Origin of the sequence: Mycobacterium sp. G7A2 (assembly GCF_041902445.1) — a bacterium.
GTDB lineage: Bacteria > Actinomycetota > Actinomycetes > Mycobacteriales > Mycobacteriaceae > Mycobacterium.
The window spans coordinates 5,153,046-5,177,829 of record NZ_CP169251.1; the positions used below are offsets into that span (position 1 = coordinate 5,153,046).

The following is a 24,784-nucleotide window of genomic DNA, read 5'->3' on the forward strand; positions in this document are numbered from 1 at the left end:
ACACCGATCTCTACCGAGGCGAATACGTCATGAGCTTCGTCGAGAAGTGGGACGAACTGATCGACTGGGATGCCCGGGCCCAGTCCGAAGGCCGATTCTTCATCGACGTCCTACGTGCCCGCGACAAGAAGAGCGTGGTCGACGTCGCCACCGGAACCGGTTTTCACTCGGTGCGACTCACCGAGGCCGGGTTCGACGTGACGAGCGCCGACGGGTCCGCAGCGATGCTGGCCAAGGCCTTCGAGAACGGCAAGAAGCGCGGGCTGATCCTCAAGAGCGTCCAAGCCGATTGGCGCCAGCTGAACAAGAGCATCCAGGGCAAGTACGACGCCATCATCTGCCTGGGCAATTCGTTCACCCATCTGCACGACGAACAGGACCGGCGCCGCGCGCTCGCCGAGTTCTACGCCGCACTGCGCCATGACGGCATCCTGATCCTCGATCAGCGCAACTACGACGAGATGCTCGACCACGGCTTCTCGTCGAAACACAGGTACTACTACTGCGGCGAACAGGTCACCGCCGAACCCGAGCACGTCGACGACGGACTGGCGCGATTCAAGTACACCTTCCCGGACGGCTCGGAATACACGCTGAACATGTACCCGCTGCGGAAGAACTATGTGCGACGGCTGATTCGGGAGGCCGGCTTCGAGCGGGTTCGCACCTACGGAGATTTCCAGGAGACCTACCAGGAAAACGAACCGGACTTCTTCGTCCACGTCGCCGAAAAGTCGGTGGACAATCTGAACACCGTCGCCGATGAGGCGGAGGCGTATTACGACAGCGACGACGCGGACAATTTCTACTCCCTCATCTGGGGTGGCGAGGACATCCACGTCGGGTGTTACGAGGACACCGACGACATCGGGGCCGCCGGCGTCGAGACGGTGGACCGGATGGCCGGGCTGCTGTCCAACCTCGGCTCTGACGCCATGGTCGTCGACCTGGGCGCCGGCTACGGCGGCTCGGCGCGTCGAGTGGCCAGCGCCCACGGCTGCAAGGTCACCTGTGTGAACATCTCCGAAACACAGAACGCGAACAACCGGGCCAAGAACCGGCAGTCCGGGCTGGATCGCCAGATCCATGTCATCCATGGCAGTTTCGACGACGTGCCGATGCCCGCCGAAAGCGCCGATGTCGTCTGGTCCCAGGATGCCTTCCTACATGCCCCCGACCGTCGCAAGGTGATCGAAGAGGCCTTCCGGCTGCTCAAGCCCGGCGGCGAACTGGTGTTCACCGATCCCATGCAAACCGATGACGTGCCCGACGGGGTGCTGCAGCCCGTCTACGATCGGCTCAACCTGCGCGACCTGGGCTCGATGCGGTTCTACCGGGAAGCTGCGCAGGACATCGGTTTCGAGGTGCTCGATCAGATCGATCTGGTGCACAACCTCCGCACCCACTACGACCGCGTGCGCCAGGAGCTCGAGTCGCGCCGCAGCGAGCTCGAGCAGAAGTCTTCGGCCGAGTACCTGAACAAGATGGTTGTAGGACTGCGCAATTGGGTGGACGCTGCCGACCAGGGCCATCTGGCCTGGGGAATTCAGCGGTTCCGTAAGCCGGCCTGATCCAGGTTTGTCGACGACGGCCGCCGGTCTGCAGTGTGCAGCCGGCGGCCGTCTCTTTTTGTCGGTGGATGCCTTCGGTCTGTGCAGCGCGGGCTGCGCGCGTCCGTTTTTGTCGGTGGGTGCTGCTTTGATGGGGTCATGTCCTCTGCTGCAGCGTCTTTGGTTGACGATGAGGTGTCGCCGAAGGAGCGGTTGGCGGAGTTGTTCGAGCAGATCGCGGAGTTGACCGGTCAGCGCAACGCCATCGATGCGCAGATCGTGGACATCGTGGCCGAGATCGATCATGGCGGGTTGGCCGGGATGACCGGGGCGCGGTCGATCTCGGCGCTGGTGGCCTGGAAGACCGGGGTGTCACCGCGTAACGCGAAGACGATCGCCCGCGGTCGCGGCGCGTGGTGAGCAGTTTCCGCGGTGTGTGGCCGGGTTGCGGGAGGGCCGGTTGTCGCTGGATCAGGTCGGGGTGCTCGCTGAGCGCGCCGCCGAGGGTTCTGATGATCATTACGTGGAGTTGGCGTCGGTGGCGACGGTGACCCAGTTGCGCAAAGCGGTCAGCCTGGAACCGCGCCCCGATACAGCCCCGAAACCGCAGCCAGAACGCGCCCTCTCGCGCACCGATCATGGTGAGTCGGTGACGTATCGGATCACGGTGTCCAAGCTCGAGGCCGCCAAGGTCGACGCCGCCCTGGCCGGCAAGCGCGACGGGTTGATCGCCGACTGGAAACGCGACCACGACCAGCAGCCCGGCGCTGCCACCGGAACCAGCGCCGACGCCGACGCTCCCACCTCCGATGCCGACGGTCTCCATGGCGAGTCCCCTGCCGACACCAGTGGTCTCGATGGCGTCGCTGACGCCACAACCGACCCCGACCCCAGCGGCGTCGGTGGCGCCTTCGACGACCACGTCTCCGACGTCTTCGCCGACCTCACTGATCTCACCGACGGCCCGGGTGGCGACGCCGAGGGCGCTCCGCGTGCGCCGATGCCCACCACCGTGGATGCGTTCCTGGAGTTGATCGAGACCGGCTGGGACGGCGAGGTGGCCCGGCGCCCGCACGCCCAGCACACCACCGTGGTCGTCCACGTCGACGCCGACACCAAACTCGGCGCACTGCATCTGGGGCCGCTGCTCACCGACGCCGAACGCCAGTACCTTTCCTGTGATGCGACCTGTGAGGTGTGGTTCGAACGCGCCGGACGCCCGATCGGCGCCGGCCGGGCGACCCGCACCGTCAACCGGCGGCTGCGCCGCGCGCTGGAACATCGGGATCGCTGCTGTGTGGTACCCGGCTGCGGCGCGACCCGCGGCCTGCACGCCCACCACCTACGGCATTGGGAGAACGGCGGGCTCACCGAGCTGGAGAATCTGGTGCTCGTCTGTCCGTACCACCACCGGCTACACCACGCCGGCGGCATCACCCTGACCGGGCCCGCCCACCAGCTCGTGGTCACCGATGCCGACGGCCAGGTCCTGACCAACGCCTCGCTGGCGCGCCCACCCACACAACCCCCACCGGCGGTCGCCCCCTGCACGGGGCCGACCGGCGAACGCGCCGACTGGTGGTGGTACGAACCCTTCCAACCCCAACCACCACCAGCCAATTAGGCGGGTGCGCTCACCTGCCACCCGATGTCCGGGTCGACGGCAATCCCTGTGACGTCGACGGCCTCGAACCACTGCAACGGAATTGCGGACAGTTCACGCTGCATGCCGGCGAGATCGATACCCTCCCAGCCGTTGCTCATACCGGCAAGAGTGATCCCGTCCTGCCCCGGTCCGCCCGAATCGAAGATGACCGCCCCGTGCACCTGCAATGCGCGCAACACCGCCTGGGTGGACTCGGCGTAGCCGCTCAGGTCGACATCCTCGCGCAACCGGAACACCATGCCCATCGGCACACCGTCCACGCCGCTACCATCGCCGGCGCGAGCGGGCCAGACATATCCGGCACCAAGGTCTTTGGCGATCGTGATCCCCAGCATATGGTCGATGTAGCCGCGCTCGATCTCGTCGGGCCGCACCATCAACGGCACCTGCGGAAGTTTCGCCGCATTGGCGAACCCGATCTCGGGGTACAGCACTGAGCTCATGTCGTAGTGCACACCGCCCTGGGCGATCCACGCCGAGCCCCAGATCGACCGGTAGACAGCGTTACCCAGGATGTCGAGGACACCGGCGCCCGGCAACTCAACACCGTTGGCGACATTGATCAGCTCCTGCGAAATGCAGGTGCCCTCCTGGAACACGAACAGATGGCGGTCCCACGCCGGATACGACGGCATCCCCTCGACCAGCGGACGGTCCGGTATCGCATAGGGCCGATCATCGATACCGGGCCCTGTGGTCGAGTAGCCCCGATTGAAGATGACTGTCTCCGTGGGATGGTCCGGGCCGACCACGTTGACCGGGATGCCTGCGGTGCTCCCCATCCACTCGCCGCCGCCCCATCGCGCTTTCATGGTGGCGCCCCGGCTGCCGCCGAGAAGCTCGATCCACGCATCTGACTCGGAAACCGCTGTCAATGAACGGATGTCGGCGTGGTAGATCGTGTCGGACGGCATCATCGTGCAGCCACAAAAGGTGGACTGCGGCACCGTGGCGGGTGACTCGTCCTCAGGTGCGAGCGTTACGCTGACCGTCACCGTCGTGCTGCCACCGTGGCCGTCGGAGATCGTCACACCGAAGGTATCGGATCTGCGTGCCGGGGTGGAGTAGACAGATCCTGCTATCAGGCGCGCCATCGCGTTGGGTGAGTATGTGATGGCACCGTCCGCGCTGACCTCGACCGTGCCCTTGGTGGTGACGGTCGAGCCGCTGTAGGTCAGGGAGTCACCGTCGGCGTCGGCGCCGATCACCACGCCGGTGACCACGCCGCTGACCGCGTCGGGATTGTTCACGATGGCGTTGCCCGTCGGCGCGGCGTTGGCCGGGCTGATCGTGACCGTCACCGGAATCTCGGTGACCGCACCGAAGACATCGGAGACGGCCACGCGGAACGTGTCGGTGCGGTCGCCGACGGAGGCGTCGATCGCCGAGGCGGTGTGGCGGGCGACTGCGGTCGGGGTGTAGGTGAACGTGCCGTTGCTGCGAACGGTGACAGCACCTTTGGTGGTCTCGATGGTCGATGCGATGAAGGTCAAACGATCCCAGTTCGGGTCGACGGCGTTGGCTTTTCCGGTCACGGCACCGGTGCCTGCAACCGGTGCGTTGACGGTGACGCCGCGGGCGCGGGGGGCGCTGTTCAGCGGGACGACCGTAATGGCCACCGTGGAGCCAGCGACACCGCCGCGGCCGTCGCTGACCGTCACCACGAACCGGTCGGAGCGCGCGAATGGCAGAAATCTGGCCAGCAGCCGCGAAAAGCTGGTGGGTGTGTAGGTGAACACACCGGTCCCGTCGCCGCTGACCCGGCCGAATCTCGGCCGGGTCGCCGTGTAGGTGAGCGCGTCGCCGTCGGGATCCTGGCCGTCCACCCGGACGGTCGTGACGCCGGTGAGAGGGTCGGGGTCTTCCACGGAGGTGGTGACGACGGGTGCGGCGTTGGAAACCTGGGCGAGGGCGGGTTCGGCGATGCCCTCGCCAACCCGGGCGGGTTCGCGTCGTCCCGCCACCGCAGCTGAGGCGATGAGCTGCGCCTGCAGGGGAAGCCGGTCAACGCTGTCCCCATCGACCGGTTCCTCCGAGACCGGCGTTCCGGCCAGCTCAGCGCCATCTCGAAGGGTGACAGCGTCACGAGTGACAGCGTCCCCGTCGCCGGTGCCGACGGCCGAAGAGTGGTCGGTCTCGTCATCGTCGACGTCGTCGAGGCCCTCATCGCCGTGTACACGGTCTTCGTCGCCCAAGCCGTCATCGTCGGGGCCGCCATCGTCGATGTCGTCGTCACCGATGTCGTCGTCACCAAGACCGTCATGACCGAAGTCGCCGTCACCGAGGTCGTCGAGGCCTTCATCACCGAGGTCGCCGTCACCGAGGTCGTCGTCCTCGAACGCGTCGTCGTCCGTCGCGTCCGGTTCATCGGTGCCGGGTTCGTCAGTGTGGGCGTTCGCCGCCCACCCCGCGGCGGACTCATCGTTCCGGGCCGCTGCGCTGTCCGCCGCAACGCTGTCGGCTGCGGCGGCGTCAGTGCCGGCACTGTCCGCCGCGGCGGATCCGCCTCCGCCGAGAAGTACCGCGGCGCCGACACCGGCTGAGAACGCCACCCCGGCGACCCACCCGACATGTTGCTGCACGCCCATGGGGACCCCCTCCCACTGGGCCCGAGGTTAGCCCTGCAGTTAGCCGAGCAAAGCCGAATGACCAAAACAGCGGTGATACCCCCGCGCTGATCGCCGCCCACCGCCGATGTTTAACATGTGTCAACTAAGCACATCATCGATGGAGGGCCATGCCGAGCTGGATCGCCGACCTGGTACGACTCGACGGTAAAGGCCAGACCTTCCGCAGCACCGCGACGTTCGGTGCTGGTGGCCGACTCTTCGGTGGCCTGATTGCAGCCCAGGCGCTCGCCGCGGCCGGGGCGACGGTGGAGCCAGACCGGCTGCCTCAGTCACTGCACGCCTACTTCATCAAGGGCGGCAAAGTCGGCGTCGACGTCGAGTACGTCGTCGAGTTGACCCGCGACGGGAAGTCGTTCAACACCCGCCGGATCACCGCCAGCCAGGAAGATGTGCCGATCTTCGAGATGCTCGCCTCGTTCCACCGGGCCGAGACGACCACCGACTGGCAACGCCCCGGCTCGCCGAACATCGCTTTGGCGGACGCGACATTGGCCAACCCGCTTCCCGAGCAGTGGGCCGACCACTTCGAGATCCGGTCCACGAAGACCGTGGTGGACAACTGGCCTATTCAGCCGATGTGGTTCCGCAGCCGCGACCTCATCGAGGACGACCCGCTGGTGCGGGCTTGTGCGCTGACCTTCATCTCCGATGTGGGTTTGGTGCCGACCGCCCGGCCACCCGGGGAGGAGTTGCCCGGCGGCGGGGCAGCCAGTCTCGACCACGCGCTGTGGCTGCACCGGCCCTTCGACCCGCAGCAGTGGCATCTCTACGACGCGGAGGCCATCAGCCACAACGACGCCCGCGGGCTGGCGCGCGGCTCGATCATCGGCGAGGACGGGACCCTGGTCGCCAGCGTCGCGCAGGAGTCACTGTGGCGGCTGTGAAGACGGGGCTTGCTCGGACTCGCGGTTGACCTTTCCCTTCCCGGCGCTGCGGCGGTCCCACTCTGCGAGCACCTCCTCGGAGGTGGGCGTGCTGAGCAGACTCCCGATGACGAACACCAACAGCCCGGACCCCAGACCCACGTAGATCGGTTCGTTGGCGTAGATGTCGCCCAGCACGATCATCGTGGCGAGCGTCGCGACGGTGCCGACCGCCATCGCCGCCACCGCGCCGACATTGGTGCCACGCCGCCACAGCAAGCCACCCAGAATCGGGACCAGCAGACCGCCGACGAGGATCGCGTAGGCGACCGTCAACGCCGCCACCACATCCAGCAGGATGCAGGAGATCGCCACCATCACCAGACCGAAGCCCAACACGTAGTAGCGGTTGCTGCCCACTTCGTCGTCGTCCTCGTCGTTCGGTGTCTGCTTGAGCAGCCGCGCGACGATGCTGTGCCGGAACACCGTCGCGGTGGCGATCAGCGCACCGCTGGACGTCGACATCACCGCGGCCAGGGCCGCTGCCAGCACCAGACCGGCCAGCACCGCGGGCAATTGCAGGGAGACGAGCTCGGCGAACGCGTCATCGCGGTTGTCCAGCGCCGGTAGCAACGCCTGGGCCGCGGTGCCGACCACCGCGCCCGCCACCCCGTACGCGAGGCAGTACACCCCGGCCGCTGTGCCGGCCCACCGCGCCACCCCGGGGCTACGGGCGGTGAAGACCCGCTGCCAGATGTCCTGTCCGATAAGCAGACCGAAGGAGTAGATGACGAAGTAGGTCAGGATGGTCTCGCCGCCGATCGCCGTCAGAGACAGCGCGTCGTCGGGCACCGCGTCAGCCAACCCGGAGAAGCCGCCCACTTTCGACAGCACGATCGGAAGCAGGATGAAGAAGATGCCGACCGTCTGGATCAGGAACTGGACGAAGTCGGTCAGCGTGATCGACCACATCCCGCCCAGCGTGGAGTAGACGATCACCACTCCGCCGCCGATCAGAATTGCCGGGACGCGGCCGATGTCGAACAACGCGCTGAAGATCGTGCCGTAGGCGATGGTCGACGTCACCGACAGCATCAGGGTGTAACCCCACATCACCACCCCGGACAGCACGCTGGAGCCCGGACCGTAGCGCAGTTCGAGCATCTGGCTGACGGTGTAAACCCGCAGCCGTTGGATCCGCCCGGCGAACAGCAGGCTCAACGCGATGATCCCGACACCGATCGCGACGACCAGCCACATGCCGGAGATCCCGTACTCGTAGCCCAGACCGACGCCGCCGATGGTGGAGGCGCCGCCGAGCACCACCGCGGCCATCGTGCCGGAGTACAGCAGCGGACCGAGCCGGCGACCGGCGACCAGGAAGTCGGACTCGGTCTTGGCGCGCTGGCGACCCCAGAAGCCGAACGCGATCATGCCGAGCAGGTAGATGACGACGACCGCGATGTCCATGGTCGCTCCTCTCCGATGTCAGCGGATGTCGAAGTGAATGACGGTCGGTCCCGCTGCGCCGAGGGCCGAGGTGATCAGGTCGGGGAGGTCGGCGACCGAGGTGGTCCGCTCGCCGCGGGCGCCCATCGCGACCGCCAGTGCCGCGAAGTCGGGACTGTTGAGCTCCACACCGATCGGGGTCATGTCGCGGCTGCGTTCCTGGTCCAGGATCTCCTGGTAGCCACCGCTGTCGACGACGACGACCGGCACCGGCAGCTGGTGCTGCACCAGGGTGGCCAGTTCCTGGACGGCGAACATCATGGCGCCGTCACCGAGGAGGACCGCCACCGGTGTGCCGGGCAGCGCGATCGATGCTCCCAGGCCGGCCGGCAGTCCGTAGCCGAGGGTGGCGAAGCCGGGCGAGTAGCAGAATCGGCGTGGCGCGGGCATGTCGAAGAAATGCACGGACCCGAAGTAGGTGACCTGAGAGCTGTCCCCGGCGAGGACGCTGTCGACTGGAAGTGCTTGGCGCAGTGCGGTGTTGATGTCGGCATGAATGCCGGCATCCGGCAGGGCCTCGTCACGGCAGCGGGCTCGCAGCGTGGCCGCACGGCCGCTGTCCGGGGCCGCGTCGTCGGGAAGTTCGCCCAGCAGCGCGCGCACGGTGGCGCGCGCGTCGCCGAGCAGGACGTGGTCGGCCGGGCAGTTCTTGTGCAGCTGGGCTGCGTCGATGTCACAGCGAATGACGGTGCGGCCCCGGATCTGGCCGCCCCACAGATCCGAGTCACCCAGTTCGGTGCCGATCAGCAGCAGGCCGTCGCTGTCGGCGGCCGCCTCCTGCAGGGCGGGTAATCGAATCGACGCGCCCACGGACAACGGGTGCGATTCGGCGACAACACCTTTGCCGTTGACCGTGGTCGCCACCGGCGCACCGAGCCGCTCGGCCAGCGCGGTCACCTCGGCCTGCGCATCGACCGCTCCCCCGCCGGCGATGACGAGCGGCCGATCGGCCTTGCTGAGAACGTCGGCGGCTCTGGAGACGGATGCCGCGTCGGCCGGGGGCAGGGTGACGTCGACGGGTGTGCGCGGCGCACCGGTCCAGGGCTGTTCGAGCACGTCGACCGGGATCTCGATGTGCACCGGGCGGGGGCGCGCCGCGGCGAACCCGGCGAACGCGTCGGCGACGGCGTCGGCAGCCTCGTCGCTGCTGCGGACCCGGCGACTCCACTGCACCAGTTGATCCATCGCGGCGCTGGTGTTCTTGGCTTCGTGCAGCTGGCCCAGGTCGCGGCCCTCGGTCCCAGTGGGCATACCCGGTGAGATCACCAGCAGTGGTTGCGATTCCGCATAGGCGGTGGCGGCGGCCGTCATCACGTTCGTCAGTCCGGGCCCACTGGTGGTGACCACCACGCCGGGACGGCCGGTGACCCACGCGTAGGCGCCGGCGGCGTATCCGGCGCCCTGCTCGTGACGCGGGGTGATCGCGCGGATGCCGTTCTTGGAGAGGTGACGGTACAGCTCGAGGTTGTGGGTGCCGGGAATACCGAACACGGTGTCAACGCCGTGGGCGGCCAGTGTTTCGACGACTGCCGCGCCGCCGTTGCGGTTCACGGTCCGGCCCGGTTGGCGGCCAGCACCGACAACAGCTCGTAGCCGACGTGGGCTGCGGCGATGCCGGTGATCTCGGCATGGTCGTAGGCGGGAGCGACCTCGACGATGTCAGCGCCGACGATGTTGACGCCCTTGAGGTTTCGTAGGCAGTGCAGCAGCTCACGGCTGGTCAGCCCGCCGACTTCCGGGGTGCCGGTGCCCGGCGCGTGAGCCGGGTCGAGGACGTCGATGTCGACCGAGACGTACACCGGCGCCTCACCGACGCGGTCGCGCATCCGCTCGATCATCGTCGCGAGACCCTGCAGCTGGAAGTCGTCGCAGCTGAGTACCTGGAAGCCCAGCACCTTGTCGTCGGACAGATCCGTCGGGGCGTAGAGCGGGCCACGGATGCCGACATGCAGGCAGTGTTCGGGATCCAGCAACCCCTCCTCGCTGGCGCGACGGAACGGGGTGCCGTGGGTGAACGGCGCCCCGAAATAGGTGTCCCACGTGTCGAGGTGCGCGTCGAAGTGCAGCACCGCGATCGGTCCGTGCTCCCGGTGCAGGGAGCGCAGCAGCGGCAGCGCGATGGTGTGGTCCCCACCCAAGGTCACCAACTTCGACCCGCCACTGCGTAGTTCGTCGGAGGCGCGTTCGATGGCGGTGATGGCATCGGCGATGTCGAACGGGTTCACCGCGATGTCGCCGGCGTCGGCCACCTGCTGAGCCGCGAACGGTTCGACGTCCAGCGGCGGGTGATAGGTGCGCAGCAGCTTCGACGACGCTCGGATGTGCGCGGGCCCGAACCGCGCGCCGGGCCGGTAGGAGACCCCGGAGTCGAACGGGATACCGACCACGGCGACGTCGGCACGGGTTACTTCGTCGAGGCGCGGCAGCCGTGCAAACGTCGGTGGACCGGCGAAGCGGGGCACCTGCGTCGCGTCGACCGGGCCGCGTGGGGGACTCGTGGCCATGCTCAGTGATAGCACGTCACGGCCGAAAGCAAACCTGGAGAGCCGCCGGCGGCGGGGTCACTCGTCGACGAACAGCTTCACCACTGTCAGACCGTCGCCGGGTCCGGTCGCTGCATCCAGGTCGTCACCGAGGGCGATCGCGGTGTTGCCATCACCGGGACCGGCTGAAGCAACACTCTGCCCGCCCACCACGATGGCCAGGTTGTACTGGCTGTCAGGACTGTTCAGGGGGTCCTCGAAATCGAAACCGGACTCAGCCTTGCTGAACGTCCCGATCGCCACGGCGATGTTGCTGCTGCCGACCACCTGCGCGGCGCTCTCGGCACCGGAAACGTAGGCCAGATTGTCGTCTCCCGGACCGAGCCGTCGCGTCGAGGAGTTGTCGCCGCGAGTGAGCATCGTGTTGTTGCTCCCCACGTCATCTCCGGTTCCGGCGTCGGAACCGTCCCCACGGACGCTGGCATAGTTGTCGTCGCCGTTGGCGGCAGTGGCGCTGCTGCCGTCCCCGCGGACTGTGGCAGTGTTGTTGTCGCCCCCTACGCCGAGGCCCACGCTGCCACCGCTGATCGCCGAACTCTGGCTGCCCCGAACGGTCGCGGTGTTGCCGTCGCAACCGTCGGTGGTGGCGAAGGAGCAGCCGGCTTCGGCGCTGGACTGCCGACCGCTGACGAGAGCGGTGTTGTGATCGCCACCGCGGGCGGTACCCAGGTTGTTGTCGCCGTAGACACGCACGGTGTTGTGGTCCCCGTCGCCGATCTCGGCGGTGTTGCCGTCGCCCTGGACATAGATGCGGTTGCCGGTGTGACCCAATCCCGTCCCAGCCACATTGCCGTCTCCGATCACCACGACGAGGTTGTCCTCGCCGTATCCGGCGCCGCTGTTGTCGCTCCCTACGAGGCGCACGACAGCACCTTCGTCAGCCGTCGCAACGTTGTCCCTGCCGACCGCCACCGCGTCGCCGTTGGTGGTCGCGACAGCGCTAGACGTGCCGTACACCGACGCACGGCCGAAGGCGCCTCCGTACGCCTCGGTAGAAGCCGAACTGGTGCTGCCAACGACTTCGGCGATTCCCAACGCCCCGTCAACAGCGTCGACTGTGACGACGCTGGAATCGCCGATGATTCGTCCCACGCCGCGGCTACCGCCATCGGCGCTGACGAGGATGGTGTTGTCGTCTCCGACCATCACTCCTCTTGACACCGAATCGACGCCCGCGTCGACATTCAGCGTGGCTGAGTCGCCCCGCAACGTGGCCCTGGAGTAGGAGTTGTCGTTCGCCAGCGCAGTGGACGTGTTCTCGTCGCCGACAATGCTCACCGACGCTCGACTATCGTCGGCGATGGCCAGACCATCATTTCCGGTGCCGATGATCACCACCTGGGCGCGGCCGCCCGTAGCCGCAGCAGTCCCTTCATTGCGCTGTCCGGTCAACCGCACTACGGCATAGCCGTCGCCGTCCGCAGCGGCGGTCGCCTCGTTCTGATTGCCGTACACCCTGATCACCGCGCGGGCTTTTTCCGCGGCGACCTCTGCGGTGTTGTCGTCGCCGACGATCACTGCGGCACTGGAGCTCTCGCCGCCGGCCGTCACCGTGTTGTCGTCACCGCGGATGTAGACCATGCTGTGCCCATCGGTGGCTTCGGCGATGTTGTTGTCTCCGACTACCAGCGCTCGGTTGAAGTCGCCGATGCTGTTCACCGTGCTGAAGCTTCCGAACAGTGTCGCGGTGGTGAATTCACCGGCGGCGGTAACGAGGCTCGAGTCGCCGACGAGCAGGACCGTGGCGAAGGCATCGCCGTCGAGAGCGGTAGCTTCGGCGGCGCTGGAGTCGCCGAAGATCATCGCCTTGGCAACAACACCATTGGCTGTCGCGGCACTGCCCGTGCCATCGATGAACGCGGTGCTGTAGCGGCCATCGGCCAACGCCACACTGTCGGCACCAATGATCTTGGCCATGCTGGCGTGCCCGCTGGCGTCTGTGGTGTTGTTGGTGCCGCGGAGCCGTGCGGTGTTGTAGTCACCGTCGCGCGCAGTCGCGCCATTGTCATCACCCACCGCCGAAGCGGTGTTGTGGTCGCCGTTGAAGGCGCGCACGAGATTACCCGCGCCGATGGCGATGCCCCGGTTGAAACTGCCTGAGCCCGTGGTCGCATTGCTGAGGGTGCCGATCACGACCGACCTGTTGAAGCTACCCACGGCTGTTGCCGAATTGGTGTCGCCGATGATCAGGGCGGTAGCGAAGATCTCGCCGTCGAAGGTGCTGGCATCGGCGGCATTGCTATCGCCGATGATGATTGCCCTGGCAGCCGTGCCGCTAGCGGAGGCGGCGCTCGCGTTGCCGTTGATGTAGGCGGTGCTGCGGCGTCCGTCGGCGGAGGCCACGCTGCTATCGGCGATGATTTTCGCGGTGACCGCGCGGCCACTGGAGACGGCGGTGTTGCCGTCGCCGCGGATGATCGCTCTGCTGAAGTCACCGCTGGAGGTGGCCCTGTTGTTGTCGCCGTATACCCGTGCGCGGTTGAAGTTGCCGTCGACGGCCTCGGCGGTGGAGTCATCACCACGTACCACCGCCCGCGAAAACCAGCCCTGCGCAGTCGCCGTCGCGTTCTCCCCATAGGCGATCGCGATCGACCCGAACCCGTCCGAGACCGCCACCGCAGTGCCGTTCTGCACCAACTGCACCCCGTTGATCGAAATGCTGTAGTTCGCATACGTCGCCTCGATCTCCCGACGTATCCACCCCAGAATCCCCAACAACGCCGGCGACGATGCCGGAGCCGCCGGGGCGGACGGCGCCATCGCCGCACCCAACGCGCTCGAGGCCACCTCGACGAACGTGCCCGGCTGCGTCCGCAACCCCCGCGCCGACGCATCAGCCTGCGGCGCCTCAGCGACCGGCTCAGACTCTGCCTCGGCGACCGGTTCCGGATCCGGCACCGTCACCTCGGCCGCGGACTCCGCCACCTCAACCTCAGCACCGCCAGAGTCCTCATCGAGCTCTTCCTCGACGACCTCGACGGACTCCTCGACCTCGGTATCGACCTCGACGGACTCCTCGACCTCGGTATCGAGCTCGTCGTCGCCCACCGCGGCATCATCGTCATCGTCCTCGACCTCAGCGGCCAGCTCCTCCGCAGCGGCCTCGGCCTCCGCCTGGCTCTCCGCCTCTGCCTCTGCCTCGCCGTCGTCGGAATCCCCGCCGACATCCGAATCCGCTGCGCTACTGGCAGAGCCCGACCCGCCGCCAGAGCCGTCCTTTTCTGACGACTCGGATTCCGTGTTCGAAGACCCCGACTCCGACGACCCACCACCATCGGACGAATCCGCCAACGCCGGACTGTTGGACACCGCCAAGCCCAGCCCCAACGCCACCGCCAGCGCACCAACCCGCGACACGTACTTCGCCGACTCCATCAGTTCCGACCCCTCACCCGACACACACCAGCAGACGACACGACGATAAGGACGAACCCGCCCGACCGAATCAGGGAAATCCCTACCCCAGCACCCTCGACCCGTCGACTCACTCGTCGACGAACAGCTTCACCACCGTCAACCCGTCGCCAGGCCCGGTTTCGGCGGTCAGGTCGTAGCCAACCGCGACCGCGGTGTTGTCATCCCCGGGCCCAGTGGCGACGATGTTCGACCCGCCGAGGGCGACAGCGGTGTTGCCGTCACCGTCCAGGATTTCGACCTCATTGCCGTCGCCGAGGACATACACGACATTGGCAGTGTCACCTAGGCCGGTCCGGGCTACATTGCCATCCCCGATCACCACAGCGAGGTTGTCCACGCCCCAGCCGACGACAAGGTTGTCGTCTCCGAAGGCGCGCATTACGGCCCCCTCATCAGCGCTGGCGACGTTGTCGTCACCGAAAACCACTGCCCGGCCGCTTGTTCCGTCGACCGCATTCGAGTCACCAAACCCTGCAGCGCGGGCATACGTCCCCTCGAATCCCTCGGTGGACGCGGCGCTATCCCTGCCGACGATCTCCGACACCGCGATGCCACCGGCATTGGCGGAGCTGGCGGCGACGCTACTGAACCCGGTGATCCGCGATATTGCGTCGGCTTCGTCGATAGCGCTGGCGACTGCGGTGCTGTCTACCCCGCAGATCGACACTCGCGACACCGACCCGTCCTCGGCGGACGCCGTCAGCGTGCTGTCATAGCCCACGTGCGTGGTGCTGGCCTGCGAATCCCCCGTCGCCAACGCCGTCATCAAGCTGGAACCGGTGACCGCCCAAACGCTGGCGCGGCTGTCGTCGGCCAGGGCCGTGGCCTCGTTGTCGTACCCGACCAGAAAAACCTTGGCGCGCCCACCCGTGGCCGCGGCAGTCCCGTCGTTGCGCCGACCCGTCAGCCGCACCGTGGCGTAGCCATCGCTGTCGCCGGCAGCGGTCGCCTCGTTCTCATCGCCGTAAACGATCACGGCGGCGAGGCCGTCGACCACATCCGTCTCACCGGTATTGTCATCGCCTACAACCTTCGTGAAGGCATGACCACCATCTGTCGATTCCGCGCTGCCGCTGTTGCCGCTTCCCCGCACCAGGACTGTGGCGCGGGAGTCGACGGCCGAAGCGGTACTCGCGTTATCGTCGCCGATCAGCATGACCGTGGCGCCCTGGTCGAAGCCGCCCTCGCCGAATGCGGAAGCGACGGTGGAACTATCCGTGCCGACGACGAGGCTGGTTGCATTGGCGCCACCCTGACCGAACGACAGGCTGTTACTGCCGGAACCCACAATGCGCGCGATCGCGGTCGAGCCGTCGTTACCCACGGTGTTGGCGAAATTGTCGGAGCCGATGATGACGGCTCGGCTCCGCGACCCCGCGCCCGCAAACGCTGTGGCGCTGTTCGCCACACCGACGATTCTTGCAGTGCTCGAGCCCTCGCCCGTGGCGTAGGCACTGCTGACGTCGCCGCGGATATACGCCACGCTGCGCCCGTCGGTAGCTTCGGCGATGTTGCCGTCACCAATGATTCGCACCGCGTTGTGGTCACCGGTTCCGGCGGTGACGAACTCGTTCGGCGGTGCGGCCGGACCGAAGAAGCGTTCACCGTTGTCGTCGCCGCGGATGACCACGGTGTTGTGGTCGCCGGCGCCCGCCCTCGCGGCGTTGCCCGCCCCGGTGATGACGACCCGGTTGTGATCACCAGAATCGACCAGCACCCCGTTGTCATCGCCGAACACCAGCACTACGTTTCGGTCGCCCCCCGCGATGGCGGTAGCGGTGTTTTCGTCGCCGACGATCAACACCAGGTTGTCGCCGAACGCCGTTGATCCCGAATTGTTGTCACCGAGCACGATGGTCGCTCCACCCACGCCATTGGCTGTAGCGGAGTCGTTCATGCCAACGATGACGGCGAGGCCACGGCTGCTGGCTTCCGCGGCGTTGTCTGAACCGATGATGACGGCGGTCGCGTTATCCACCGCGCTGGCCACACTGTTATCGCCTCGGATGTAGGAGGAGCTGCGCTCCTCGGACCCGGCCAGGTTGTCGTCTCCGATGATGACCACCCTCGCGCTCGCGGCCGCGACACCGATGCTGCCGATGCCGTCTACCCGGACGTAGTTGCGGTCACCGTCGGCCTTCGCCTCGCTGTCGTTCCCCCGAACCCTGACGGTATTGCGGTCGCCGTTTCCCGCGAACACCACTCCGTCCAGGGAAGGCGGCGTCTCCGTGGAGCCATTGTTGTTGCCACGCACCATAACCGTGTTGTGGTCACCATCTCGAGCGAGCGCGCTGTTTCCGTCACCGATCGCGACGACGCGATTGTTCTCACCGAACGCAGCACCCACAAGATTCAGATCGCCGATGATGAGCGCACGATTGAAGTTGCCCTCACCCGCCGTGGCCGAGTTGGTGTCGCCGATGATGACCGCGCGGGTGAACAACTCCCCCTGTGCGGTAGCGGAGTTCGAGTCACCGATCACCAGTGCCCGCGCACCACCCGTCGAGTCGGCGACACTGCCGTCACCGAAGATCCGGACCGACGCCCCCACCCCGGCCGCCGTGGCAGCATTACTGTCTCCGTCGATGGCTGCGACGGTGTAGCGACCGGTTGTGGACGCCACGCCCGAATCGCCGACGATCGTGGATCTTGTGGAGAAGCCCTCGGCCACCGCGGTGTTCCCGTTACCGCGGACCGTCGCTCGGTTGAACCAGCCGCCCGAGGCTGTCGCGGCGTTGTCATCGCCGTACACCCGCGCGCGGTTGAAATTGCCGTCAATCGCCTCGGCAGTCGAGTCATCACCACGCACCACCGCCCGCGAGAACCAGCCCTGCGCCGTGGCCGTCGCATTCTCCCCATAGGCGATCGCGATCGAACCGAACCCATCCGACACCGCCACCGCGGTGCCGTTCTGCACCAACTGCACACCGTTGACAGAAATGCTGTAGTTCGCATACGTCGCCTCGATCTCCCGACGTATCCACCCCAGAATGCCCAACAACGCCGGCGACGGCGCCGGAGCCGCCGGGGCCGACGGAGCCGCCAACGGCGCCACCGCCGCACCCAACGCGCTCGACGCCACCTCGACGAACGTGCCCGGCTGCACCTGCAACCCACGCGCCGACGATTCCGGTACGGTCGTCTCAGCGGCCGGCTCTGCCTCCACGGTAGCCGGCGAATCGGCAACGGGCTCCGACCGCTGAACCGTCACATCGTCTGCCGGCTCCGCATCCGCAACGCCGTCCCCGTCTGCAACCTGCTCCTCCTCGGCGAAATCGTCCTCGATGCGCTCCACCGACGGCTCGACTGCGGCATCAAACTCGTCGTCAGCACCGTGGGCGTCATCGTTGTCGTCCTCTGGCACCTCAGTGGCCAGATCCTCCGCCACCTCGCTGGCCAGCTCATCCGCCACCTCGCTGGCCAGCTCATCCGCCACCTCGGCGGCCAGCTCGTCGGCCGCCTCGGCGTCACCATCGTCGTCATCGGATTCAGCACCCCCGCTGCCCGACCCCGAACCCGCGTCGCCCTTCTCCGAGGTCTCCGACGCTGACTTCGACGATTCCGATTTCGAGGACTCCGACTTCGACGAGTCCGAGGCACCCCCACCGTCGGACGAATCCGCCAGCGCCGGGCTGTTGGACACCGCCAACCCCAAACCCAGCGCCACCGCCAACGCACCAACCCGCGACACGTACTTCGCCGACTCCATCAGTCCCGACCCCTCACCCAGCGCACCCTTGTGGACGCACCGACGCTATGGGCACACCCGCCCCACCGAATCAGGGAAATCCCTACCCCGGCACCCTCGATCCGCTCAGACCGCCGTCCAACGCGGCGTTGATCCGCATCGGCGGCAGTCCGGCCCGCTCACAGGCGTCGGTGACAGAGTCTGCGGACGGCGCGTCGAAGAGCCCGAACACCACTTCATCGGCGGGCACCGCCAAGGTCGCGACCAGACGCACCGCACCACGCCGGCCGCGGCCTCCGGTCGCCGCGCGCATGCGTTGCACGATGTCGCTGACGTCGGCCTCCGCGCACTCCGGCACATACCACTCCGCGAGGAAGCGCTGGGGCACTGCCGACGTCATAGCCGGGAAACTAGCCCGAACTCCGGGATAGACGAATCAGGCGTTTCCCTTGCAACCCCTCCTATACGTCGGTGGGGTGCACATGGCGGGCGAGCTGGCTCCGTGAGCGGATACCGAGCTTGCGATAGGTGCGCGCCAGGTTCGCCTCGACCGTCTTCGGGCTGATGAACAGGGTGGCGGCGATATCGCGATTGGTGTGACCAGCCGCGGCCAACTCGGCGACGCGCTGCTCGGTCGCGGTCAGGGTTGCCGTAGCGCCGGAAACGCTGTCCAGGCGGGCCAACTCGGTGCGGGCGCGCTCGGCCCACAGCGGCGAACCGTAATCATCGAACACCGCCAGGCTGCTGCGCAGCGCCTCGGCGGCGGCTTCCCGATGCCGCCGGCGGCGTTGCAGCTTGCCCAGCAACAACTCCGTCCGAGCGCGTTCGAACGGCATCGGCAACCGGTCATGGGTTTCGAGAGCTTCCTCTGCGCATTCGGTGGCTGCGGCGAGTTCACCACGGGCGGCGTGCAGCATGCCCCGGCAGCGTGCGCTGACGGCCAGCAGCCAATGCCGTCCCAACCGTTTTCCATTGTGATGAAGACGGTCGACCAACGCATCGGCCTGCTCCACCCGGCCCACTTCGATGAGCACCTCGGTCGCATCGGCGACAAAGGGCGCGGTGATGATCTCGGTGGAATTCGGCATGGTGTCGAGCACCGCCAACGCGGGATCGTAGACTGCCGCTGCGGCGTCATGGTTGCGCAGCGACAACTCGAGAAATCCGAGAATGCTGATCGGCCAGACCAGCAGAGTGATTGCGCCGCTTCGCCGACTTGCCGACAGCGCTTGCTTGGCGGCCTGACGTGCCGACTCCTCCTGGCCGGCGAACGCCGCCAACGCCGCCTGCATGGTGTGTGCGATACCAGGCGCCAGCTCGCCGCCGAGTTGCTCGGCCCGCTCCATCGCGTCGGCAGCCACGGCCTGCGCCGCGTCGATGTGCCCAAGCCACAACTCGGCCAGGAAGCTGTTGAACGTCACCGGCAGCAGATCGGATTCTTCACCCCGCTCGATGCAGCGTTTCCTGATGGCGAGCAGCTCGTCGCGGCCCTCCTCGATCCGACCGGTCCACGACAACAGGCAGGCGTGATGCAAACTGGGCCGAAACGGTGCCGGCACATGGCCGGACTCACCTTCGAGTCTCATCGCCCGCTGCAACGCGTCCTCGTCGAGACCGTCCCCGCGCATGAAATGCAGGTGCACCTTGATCGTGAGCGCCTGACAGGCGAGCAGCGGGAATCCGGCCGCCTCGGCAAACGACTCGGCCTGTTCGACGCACGCGACGGCGGCCTCGATATGGCCGCCGTTGAACAGCGCGAAAGCCAATGCGGTGGAGATCTGGGCGCGCCGTGCAGGGTTGTCGCCGGCCTCGCTGAGCGCCCGCTGCAGCAGCGCGGCCGCTTCCAGGAAATTGTCGTCGAACAGGTGCACTGCGGCCCACTGCGCCAATGCTTTTGCGCGCAGCGGTCCTTCCGGCAGCGCCTCGACGGTGGGCTCCAACAGTTCTCGCGCGGCGCGCGCGTCCCCGGCGGCAAGGTGGTAGCGCGCGGCCCGAATCCGGCGCTGCGGCGCGCCGTCGGGATCGTGGCGAATGGCGATGTCGAGGAGTTCGGCGGCGGCGGCGGGTGCGCCGCGCGCACTCGCCGAGCGGGCCGCCTCGTCGAGCATCTCCAGCGTGGCCGGCTCCGCGGTCGCGGCGCCGAGAGCGAGATGACGAGCTTTGAGCTCGGGTTCGTCGACCACGTCGGCGAGCCGACGGTGCATCGTCCGGCGGGCACTCGGCGGCGCACCGGCGTACACGCCCTGAACCAGCAGCGGATGACTGAAACGGACGCGGTGCCCGTCGAATCGGACGATTCCCTCATCCTCGGCGCGGCTCAGCAGGTCGACAGTCTCAGCGGCATCCCGGTCAATGGCTTGTGCCACTGTCATGATCGACGGCGCCCCCGCGCACGCCACCGCCAACAGAGACGTCAGCACCTCCTGCGGCAGGCTGCCGATCCGCGCCGAAACCAGTTCAGCGAGCGTGCCGGGCAGGGCGACGTCCATCGCGCGCGGATTTCTGAGCAGCGCGCGCCCCAATTCCAGGGCATAGAAGGGGTTTCCACCCGAGGTGGCCGCGATACGCGACATCGTCGGACGGGCGAACGACTGCCCGAGACGGCTGGACAGTACCGAGTGCAGCTTGCCCAGGCTCAGCGGGCCCATCGTCAGGGTCTGCGACGACTCCGGGCGCAGCATGCGCAACCACGAACTGGCCGACGCGGTGTCGGCCCGCAGTCGTTCGGTGACGAGCAACCCCACAGGACCGTCGAGACGTCGCGCGGCGAATGCGAGAACGTCGCGGGTCGACCGGTCGATCCACGGGATGTCGTCGACGGCGATCAGCACCGGCGACCGCTCGGCAAGGGTGTGCACCAGTGTGAGAAAGCCGGCCGACACCGCTCGGGCGTCGTCGCCCCCGGCAGCTTCGCGGTAATCCACCACAGCCCGCATCGCCACCCGTTGCGGCTCGGGCAGCCGTGTCCAGATCTCGGCTCCGACCCCCTCGACGAGATCGGCCAGCCCGCCATAAGCCAGCACCGACTCGGTCGGGGCACCCTGGACCGACAGGACGACGAATCCGTTCTGTTCGGCCTGCTGTATGGCCGCGAGCCACAGCGTGGTCTTGCCGATTCCGGCTTCGCCATCGACGAACAGCGCCGACGGCTGCGCGCGGGCGCGGTCGAGAAATTTGCCAACGCTGCGCGCCTCCGCGGCTCTTCCCGCGGTAACCAGCATTCACAGATACTTTCAAGCTTGCTCCCAGCTGTCCACGGGTGCGTCAAAATGTGGCCGGTCAACCGGCGCCCCAGAACGGCTGCCGCAGGCACCGGGCAACGCCGAAGCCGCAGGTGGACGGGCGGGCCCGACGGTCACCGGTGCCGGTCTTACCTCTCTGTGACGCTCCCCGGATCGCCGGTGCGCAAGCGGCACCGCAGGCCGAAGTGGTCTGAGGGAAAGACGCGCGGCAGCTCCGGTGAGATCGGCTCGGTACCGAGCATCGCGATGTCAGTCGGCACCCAATCCGCACCCTTGACAAGCACCCGGTCGAATCGCAGCTGCCGGGGCTTCTTCTTGCTGTCCCGCAGCATCGGGTTCGTCGACGAGTTCTCGGTGAAGCCGGGGTCCTGCGGATGCAGCGTCGGCCAGACGTCCCGGTACGCCGCTGCGATCCATCGCTCCTCACCGTCGCGCAGGTTGAAGTCGCCGAGAATCACCGCCTGGTCGGCCGACACCGCGCGGAACACCCGTCGCAGCTGCCAGGCCCGCAGCCAGGCGCCGTCCTGACCACTTTCCAGATGCACCGAACAGATCCGCAGTGTGCGGCCGTTGACCGCGAGGTCGGCCTGCACGAAACTGCGCCTCCGCCGGCTGGGCAACCGACTGAATGTCGCCGCAGCGATCGGCAGCCGTGACAGCACCAGCATCCCGTAACCGCCGATCCTGCCGCCGACGACTCCGACGCATCGATATCCCTCACGCACCCACGGCTGCTCCAGCAGCACGGTCTGCGCAGCGGCGGTGACCTCCTGGAACACCATCACGTCGGGCCGGTCGCGCTGCAGCAGACCGGCCAGAGCCTGGTAGCGCTGCTCGGCGAAGAAGGCCTTGTTCCACACGTTGAACGTCGACACGCTCAGTTCGTGCACCTCGACCGCGGCGCCATCCGACGGGGCGCCATCCGACGGCGCGTCGACCCAGGCGCCGCAATGAGCGTCGAACCTGCGCACGGTCAGCCGGCGCCGACCGAACACCGCAGGGATCACTGCGGCGACATCGCGGTCGCGAACAGCAGAACGGCGGCGCTCGCGGTCGGGTCGCACGCGGTCATCCCGCGATGATTTCAGACTCCCTTTCGCAGCACCTGGGTACCCCGAGGCCATGTTCACCCCACTGCGCCGCGCCGCGACTGTCCTGACCACCGTGGGTCTTCTCGCGGCCTGCGCCGACGAGGCGCCCTCACCGGCCCAGCCGTCCGCCGGCGCGGCCAGCGACGTCGCCACCGATCTCGACGTCCCATGGGGTATCGCGTTCCTGCCCGACGGCAGCGCGCTGATCGCCGAACGCGACAGCGCCACGATCCAGCGCATGGCCGAACCCGGGGCCGTCGCTCCGGTCGGCCAGGTCGCCGACGTGGTCTCGCGTGGCGAGGGCGGGCTGCTGGGGTTGGCGACCGCGGGGTCGACCGTCTACGCCTACATCACCACCGCCGCTGACAACCGGGTGGTCACGATGCAGTTCGACGGCACCGCGCTGAGTCCACAGACGCCGCTGTTCACCGGTATCCCGGCCGGGACCATCCACGACGGCGGCCGCATCGCGTTCGGGCCCGACGGCAAGCTCTACATCGCCACCGGAGAGACCGGCAGCCCGCAGCTGGCACAGGATCCGGCGTCCCTGGGCGGCAAGATCCTGCGGATCAATCCCGACGGCTCGGTCCCCGCCGACAACCCCGACCCCGCATCACCGGTGTTCTCGCTCGGGCACCGCAACGTCCAAGGGCTGGCGTGGGACGGCGCCGGCCGGTTGTGGGTCAGCGAGTACGGTGCCAACACCTGGGACGAGCTCAACCTGATCCAGCCCGGCGGCAACTACGGCTGGCCGACGGTCGAGGGCCGGTCGGACCGGGAGGGCCTGATCGACCCGGTGCTGCAGTGGCGTCCCGATGAGGCGTCGCCGTCCGGACTGGCGTTTCACAACGGGTCGCTGTGGATGGCGGCCCTGCGCGGCGAGCGCCTGTTCCGGATCCCGGTCCGAGCCGACGGCGGCGTCGGTGATCCGGCGCTACTGTTCGTCGGCGAGTTCGGGCGGCTGCGCACCGTGGTGGTCGCCCCCGATGGTGCGCTGTGGTTCACCACGTCCAATCGGGACGGCCGCGGTGACCCCCGCCCGGGTGACGACCGCATCCTGGCGTTCCGGCCGTAGGGCTGGCGGTCGATCCTGACCGCACGGCGCTGCGGGGGCTACCGTCGAACCGTGTCAAGGTCGCGCGTTGCCCGCGTCTGCGGCGTGGGCTTGGTTCTGCTGACGTTCGCCGCGGTCGCGTCCTGCGGACGCCCGGCACCGCCTGCGGCCACCAGCACGACGTCGACCACCGCCGCGCCCGAAGCCGTCGCTCCCCGGCCCGATATGCCGGCCACCACAACGCCGTCGGTGGCTCCCGCACCCGAGTTCGCACCGATCGGCCGACTCGTGAGCGAGGCGATCGCAGCGCATCGCCTGCCCGGGGCGGTCGTGCAGATCGGGCACGGCGGGCGGATCGTGTTCCGCCAGGCATTCGGTGAGCGCAAACTCGCCGGCGCACCCGGACTGGATGGCTCTCCCGCGCCCGCGGAACCGATGACCGAGGACACCATCTTCGACCTGGCTTCGCTGACGAAAAGCATCGCGACCGCGCCCGCCGTCATGCAGATGTACGAACAGGGCCGCATACAGCTCGACGATCCGGTGCAGGCGTACCTGCCCGGGTTCAACCCGGACAACGACCCGCGGCGCGCCCTGGTCACACTGCGCATGCTGATGACGCACACCTCCGGCATCGCCGGAGACCTGAGCCTGGACGGTCCGTGGGGACTGTCCAGCGCCGACAAGGCAGAAGGGCTGCACCGTGCGCTCGGCGCGTGGGTGGTGTTCGAACCGGGCGAGCGCTTCCACTACTCCGACATCAACTTCATCCTGCTCGGCGCGATCGTCGAGAAGCTCACCGGCGAGCCGATCGACACCTATGTGCAACGGAACGTCTTCACCCCGCTGGGCATGCGGGACACCCACTACCTGCCCGCAGCGAAAGCCTGTGGGCCGTACCGAATCCGCGGTACCGCCCTCGCCTACGACCCGAGCTCGCGCCCGGAAGACGACTGCGCCGCGGGCACCTGGAACACCGACCTGCTGGCCCGGATCGCCCCCACCGCCATCGACGAAGACACCCCCGGCCTGAACCCCGACTACGGCCATCAGCTGCGCGGCACCGTCCACGACCCGACCGCACGCCGGATGGGTGGCGTGACCGGCAGCGCCGGGGTGTTCTCCACCGTGCACGACATCGGCCTCTACGCGCAGGCACTGCTCGATCGACGTGCCGGGCGGCCCAGCACCTTCCCGCTGCAGCAGGACACCGTGACCCTGATGACGACGCCACAGCAGCCGGGCGACGGACCGGATCAGCGCGGCCTCGGCTGGGACATCGACAGCCCCCATTCAGCGCCGCGCGGCGCCATCTTCCCGGTCGGCAGTTTCGGCCACACCGGTTTCACCGGGACGTCGCTGTGGCTGGATCCCGAATCAGACACCTACGTGGTGGTCTTGTCGAACGTCATCCACCAGCGCGGCGGCCCCCCGATCGTCACGCTCGCCGGTGACATCGCGACCGCTGCGGCCCGCGCGCTGCACCTGTACGGGAGCTAGGGACGGGGCGCCCCCTCAAGCAATCAAGCCC

The 24,784-nt window shown here is 67.7% G+C and carries 16 protein-coding genes and 1 pseudogene; 8 read left to right on the plus strand and 9 right to left on the minus strand.

Annotated elements, in window-relative coordinates:
• Positions 1–29 precede the first annotated feature (29 nt).
• From ACEWX3_RS24440 to ACEWX3_RS24455, 4 genes and pseudogenes are all read left to right on the plus strand, one after another.
• Positions 30–644 (plus strand): annotated as a pseudogene (locus tag ACEWX3_RS24440) (class I SAM-dependent methyltransferase); the annotation flags it as partial.
• A 93-nt stretch (positions 645–737) separates the two neighbouring features.
• The gene (locus ACEWX3_RS24445; protein ID WP_374159940.1) at positions 738–1,571 is read left to right on the plus strand and encodes a cyclopropane-fatty-acyl-phospholipid synthase family protein; all 834 of its coding nucleotides are present in this window, start codon (positions 738–740) and stop codon (positions 1,569–1,571) included.
• 138 nt (positions 1,572–1,709) lie between these two features.
• Positions 1,710–1,970 carry a DUF222 domain-containing protein gene (locus tag ACEWX3_RS24450; RefSeq protein ID WP_374157948.1) on the plus strand — a complete coding sequence of 87 codons (261 nt, stop codon included), beginning with the start codon at positions 1,710–1,712 and terminating at the stop codon, positions 1,968–1,970.
• Positions 1,971–1,995: 25 nt separating this feature from the next.
• Positions 1,996–3,174 (plus strand): DUF222 domain-containing protein, encoded by a 1,179-nt coding sequence (locus ACEWX3_RS24455; RefSeq protein ID WP_374159941.1) that lies wholly within the window; start codon positions 1,996–1,998, stop codon positions 3,172–3,174.
• On the opposite strand, the gene ACEWX3_RS24460 is transcribed toward ACEWX3_RS24455, so the two are convergent.
• Positions 3,171–5,804, minus strand: a complete 2,634-nt coding sequence (locus tag ACEWX3_RS24460; protein WP_374157949.1) for an Ig-like domain-containing protein — start codon at positions 5,802–5,804, stop codon at positions 3,171–3,173. The two genes, ACEWX3_RS24455 and ACEWX3_RS24460, sit on opposite strands and share 4 nt — an antisense overlap.
• Before the next feature lie 149 nt (positions 5,805–5,953).
• On the opposite strand from ACEWX3_RS24460, the gene ACEWX3_RS24465 reads away from it, so the two are divergent.
• Positions 5,954–6,730, plus strand: coding sequence for an acyl-CoA thioesterase (locus ACEWX3_RS24465; RefSeq protein WP_374157950.1), 777 nt, complete (start codon positions 5,954–5,956; stop codon positions 6,728–6,730).
• On the opposite strand, the gene ACEWX3_RS24470 is transcribed toward ACEWX3_RS24465, so the two are convergent.
• From ACEWX3_RS24470 to ACEWX3_RS24490, 5 genes are all read right to left on the minus strand, one after another.
• Entirely contained in the window at positions 6,713–8,179 is a 1,467-nt protein-coding gene (locus ACEWX3_RS24470; RefSeq protein ID WP_374157951.1) for a sodium:solute symporter, read from the minus strand. The genes ACEWX3_RS24465 and ACEWX3_RS24470 overlap by 18 nt on opposite strands.
• An 18-nt stretch (positions 8,180–8,197) precedes the next feature.
• The gene (locus tag ACEWX3_RS24475; RefSeq protein ID WP_374157952.1) at positions 8,198–9,769 is read right to left on the minus strand and encodes a thiamine pyrophosphate-binding protein; all 1,572 of its coding nucleotides are present in this window, start codon (positions 9,767–9,769) and stop codon (positions 8,198–8,200) included.
• A complete protein-coding gene (gene speB, locus ACEWX3_RS24480) occupies positions 9,766–10,722 on the minus strand; it encodes an agmatinase (protein WP_374157953.1) in 957 nt (318 codons plus the stop codon). Before speB ends, ACEWX3_RS24475 begins: the two co-directional genes overlap by 4 nt.
• Positions 10,723–10,779: 57 nt before the next feature.
• Complete coding sequence (locus ACEWX3_RS24485) at positions 10,780–14,136, minus strand: beta strand repeat-containing protein (RefSeq protein ID WP_374157954.1); 3,357 nt, start codon at positions 14,134–14,136, stop codon at positions 10,780–10,782.
• A gap of 109 nt (positions 14,137–14,245) precedes the next feature.
• Positions 14,246–16,849: a beta strand repeat-containing protein gene (locus ACEWX3_RS24490; protein WP_374157955.1), complete on the minus strand. Its 2,604-nt coding sequence runs from the start codon at positions 16,847–16,849 to the stop codon at positions 14,246–14,248.
• A 319-nt stretch (positions 16,850–17,168) separates the two neighbouring features.
• Between ACEWX3_RS24490 and ACEWX3_RS24495 the strand changes: the two genes are divergently transcribed.
• Positions 17,169–17,381 carry a hypothetical protein gene (locus tag ACEWX3_RS24495; RefSeq protein ID WP_374157956.1) on the plus strand — a complete coding sequence of 71 codons (213 nt, stop codon included), beginning with the start codon at positions 17,169–17,171 and terminating at the stop codon, positions 17,379–17,381.
• Between the two features lie 588 nt (positions 17,382–17,969).
• Here the strand turns inward: ACEWX3_RS24495 and ACEWX3_RS24500 are convergent.
• From ACEWX3_RS24500 to ACEWX3_RS24510, 3 genes are all read right to left on the minus strand, one after another.
• Positions 17,970–18,266, minus strand: coding sequence for a hypothetical protein (locus tag ACEWX3_RS24500; protein WP_207066001.1), 297 nt, complete (start codon positions 18,264–18,266; stop codon positions 17,970–17,972).
• Between the two features lie 61 nt (positions 18,267–18,327).
• Complete coding sequence (locus tag ACEWX3_RS24505; RefSeq protein ID WP_374157957.1) at positions 18,328–21,087, minus strand: AAA family ATPase; 2,760 nt, start codon at positions 21,085–21,087, stop codon at positions 18,328–18,330.
• A gap of 149 nt (positions 21,088–21,236) precedes the next feature.
• Positions 21,237–22,172: an endonuclease/exonuclease/phosphatase family protein gene (locus ACEWX3_RS24510; RefSeq protein ID WP_374157958.1), complete on the minus strand. Its 936-nt coding sequence runs from the start codon at positions 22,170–22,172 to the stop codon at positions 21,237–21,239.
• A 58-nt stretch (positions 22,173–22,230) separates the two neighbouring features.
• On the opposite strand from ACEWX3_RS24510, the gene ACEWX3_RS24515 reads away from it, so the two are divergent.
• Positions 22,231–23,274: a sorbosone dehydrogenase family protein gene (locus ACEWX3_RS24515; RefSeq protein WP_374157959.1), complete on the plus strand. Its 1,044-nt coding sequence runs from the start codon at positions 22,231–22,233 to the stop codon at positions 23,272–23,274.
• 204 nt (positions 23,275–23,478) lie between these two features.
• A complete protein-coding gene (locus ACEWX3_RS24520) occupies positions 23,479–24,753 on the plus strand; it encodes a serine hydrolase domain-containing protein (protein WP_374159942.1) in 1,275 nt (424 codons plus the stop codon).
• The last annotated feature ends 31 nt before the right edge of the window (positions 24,754–24,784 follow it).

What these genes read in the sequence shown, in the direction of transcription:
- ACEWX3_RS24450 (WP_374157948.1), top strand. Translation starts at nt 1,710, where the DNA reads ATGTCCTCTGCTGCAGCGTCTTTGGTTGACGATGAGGTGTCGCCGAAG.
- ACEWX3_RS24485 (WP_374157954.1), bottom strand. Translation starts at nt 14,136, where the DNA reads ATGGAGTCGGCGAAGTACGTGTCGCGGGTTGGTGCGCTGGCGGTGGCG.
- speB (WP_374157953.1), bottom strand. Translation starts at nt 10,722, where the DNA reads ATGGCCACGAGTCCCCCACGCGGCCCGGTCGACGCGACGCAGGTGCCC.
- ACEWX3_RS24505 (WP_374157957.1), bottom strand. Translation starts at nt 21,087, where the DNA reads ATGCTGGTTACCGCGGGAAGAGCCGCGGAGGCGCGCAGCGTTGGCAAA.
- ACEWX3_RS24460 (WP_374157949.1), bottom strand. Translation starts at nt 5,804, where the DNA reads ATGGGCGTGCAGCAACATGTCGGGTGGGTCGCCGGGGTGGCGTTCTCA.
- ACEWX3_RS24515 (WP_374157959.1), top strand. Translation starts at nt 22,231, where the DNA reads ATGTTCACCCCACTGCGCCGCGCCGCGACTGTCCTGACCACCGTGGGT.
- ACEWX3_RS24470 (WP_374157951.1), bottom strand. Translation starts at nt 8,179, where the DNA reads ATGGACATCGCGGTCGTCGTCATCTACCTGCTCGGCATGATCGCGTTC.
- ACEWX3_RS24500 (WP_207066001.1), bottom strand. Translation starts at nt 18,266, where the DNA reads ATGACGTCGGCAGTGCCCCAGCGCTTCCTCGCGGAGTGGTATGTGCCG.
- ACEWX3_RS24520 (WP_374159942.1), top strand. Translation starts at nt 23,479, where the DNA reads ATGCCGGCCACCACAACGCCGTCGGTGGCTCCCGCACCCGAGTTCGCA.
- ACEWX3_RS24495 (WP_374157956.1), top strand. Translation starts at nt 17,169, where the DNA reads ATGCCCAACAACGCCGGCGACGGCGCCGGAGCCGCCGGGGCCGACGGA.
- ACEWX3_RS24465 (WP_374157950.1), top strand. Translation starts at nt 5,954, where the DNA reads ATGCCGAGCTGGATCGCCGACCTGGTACGACTCGACGGTAAAGGCCAG.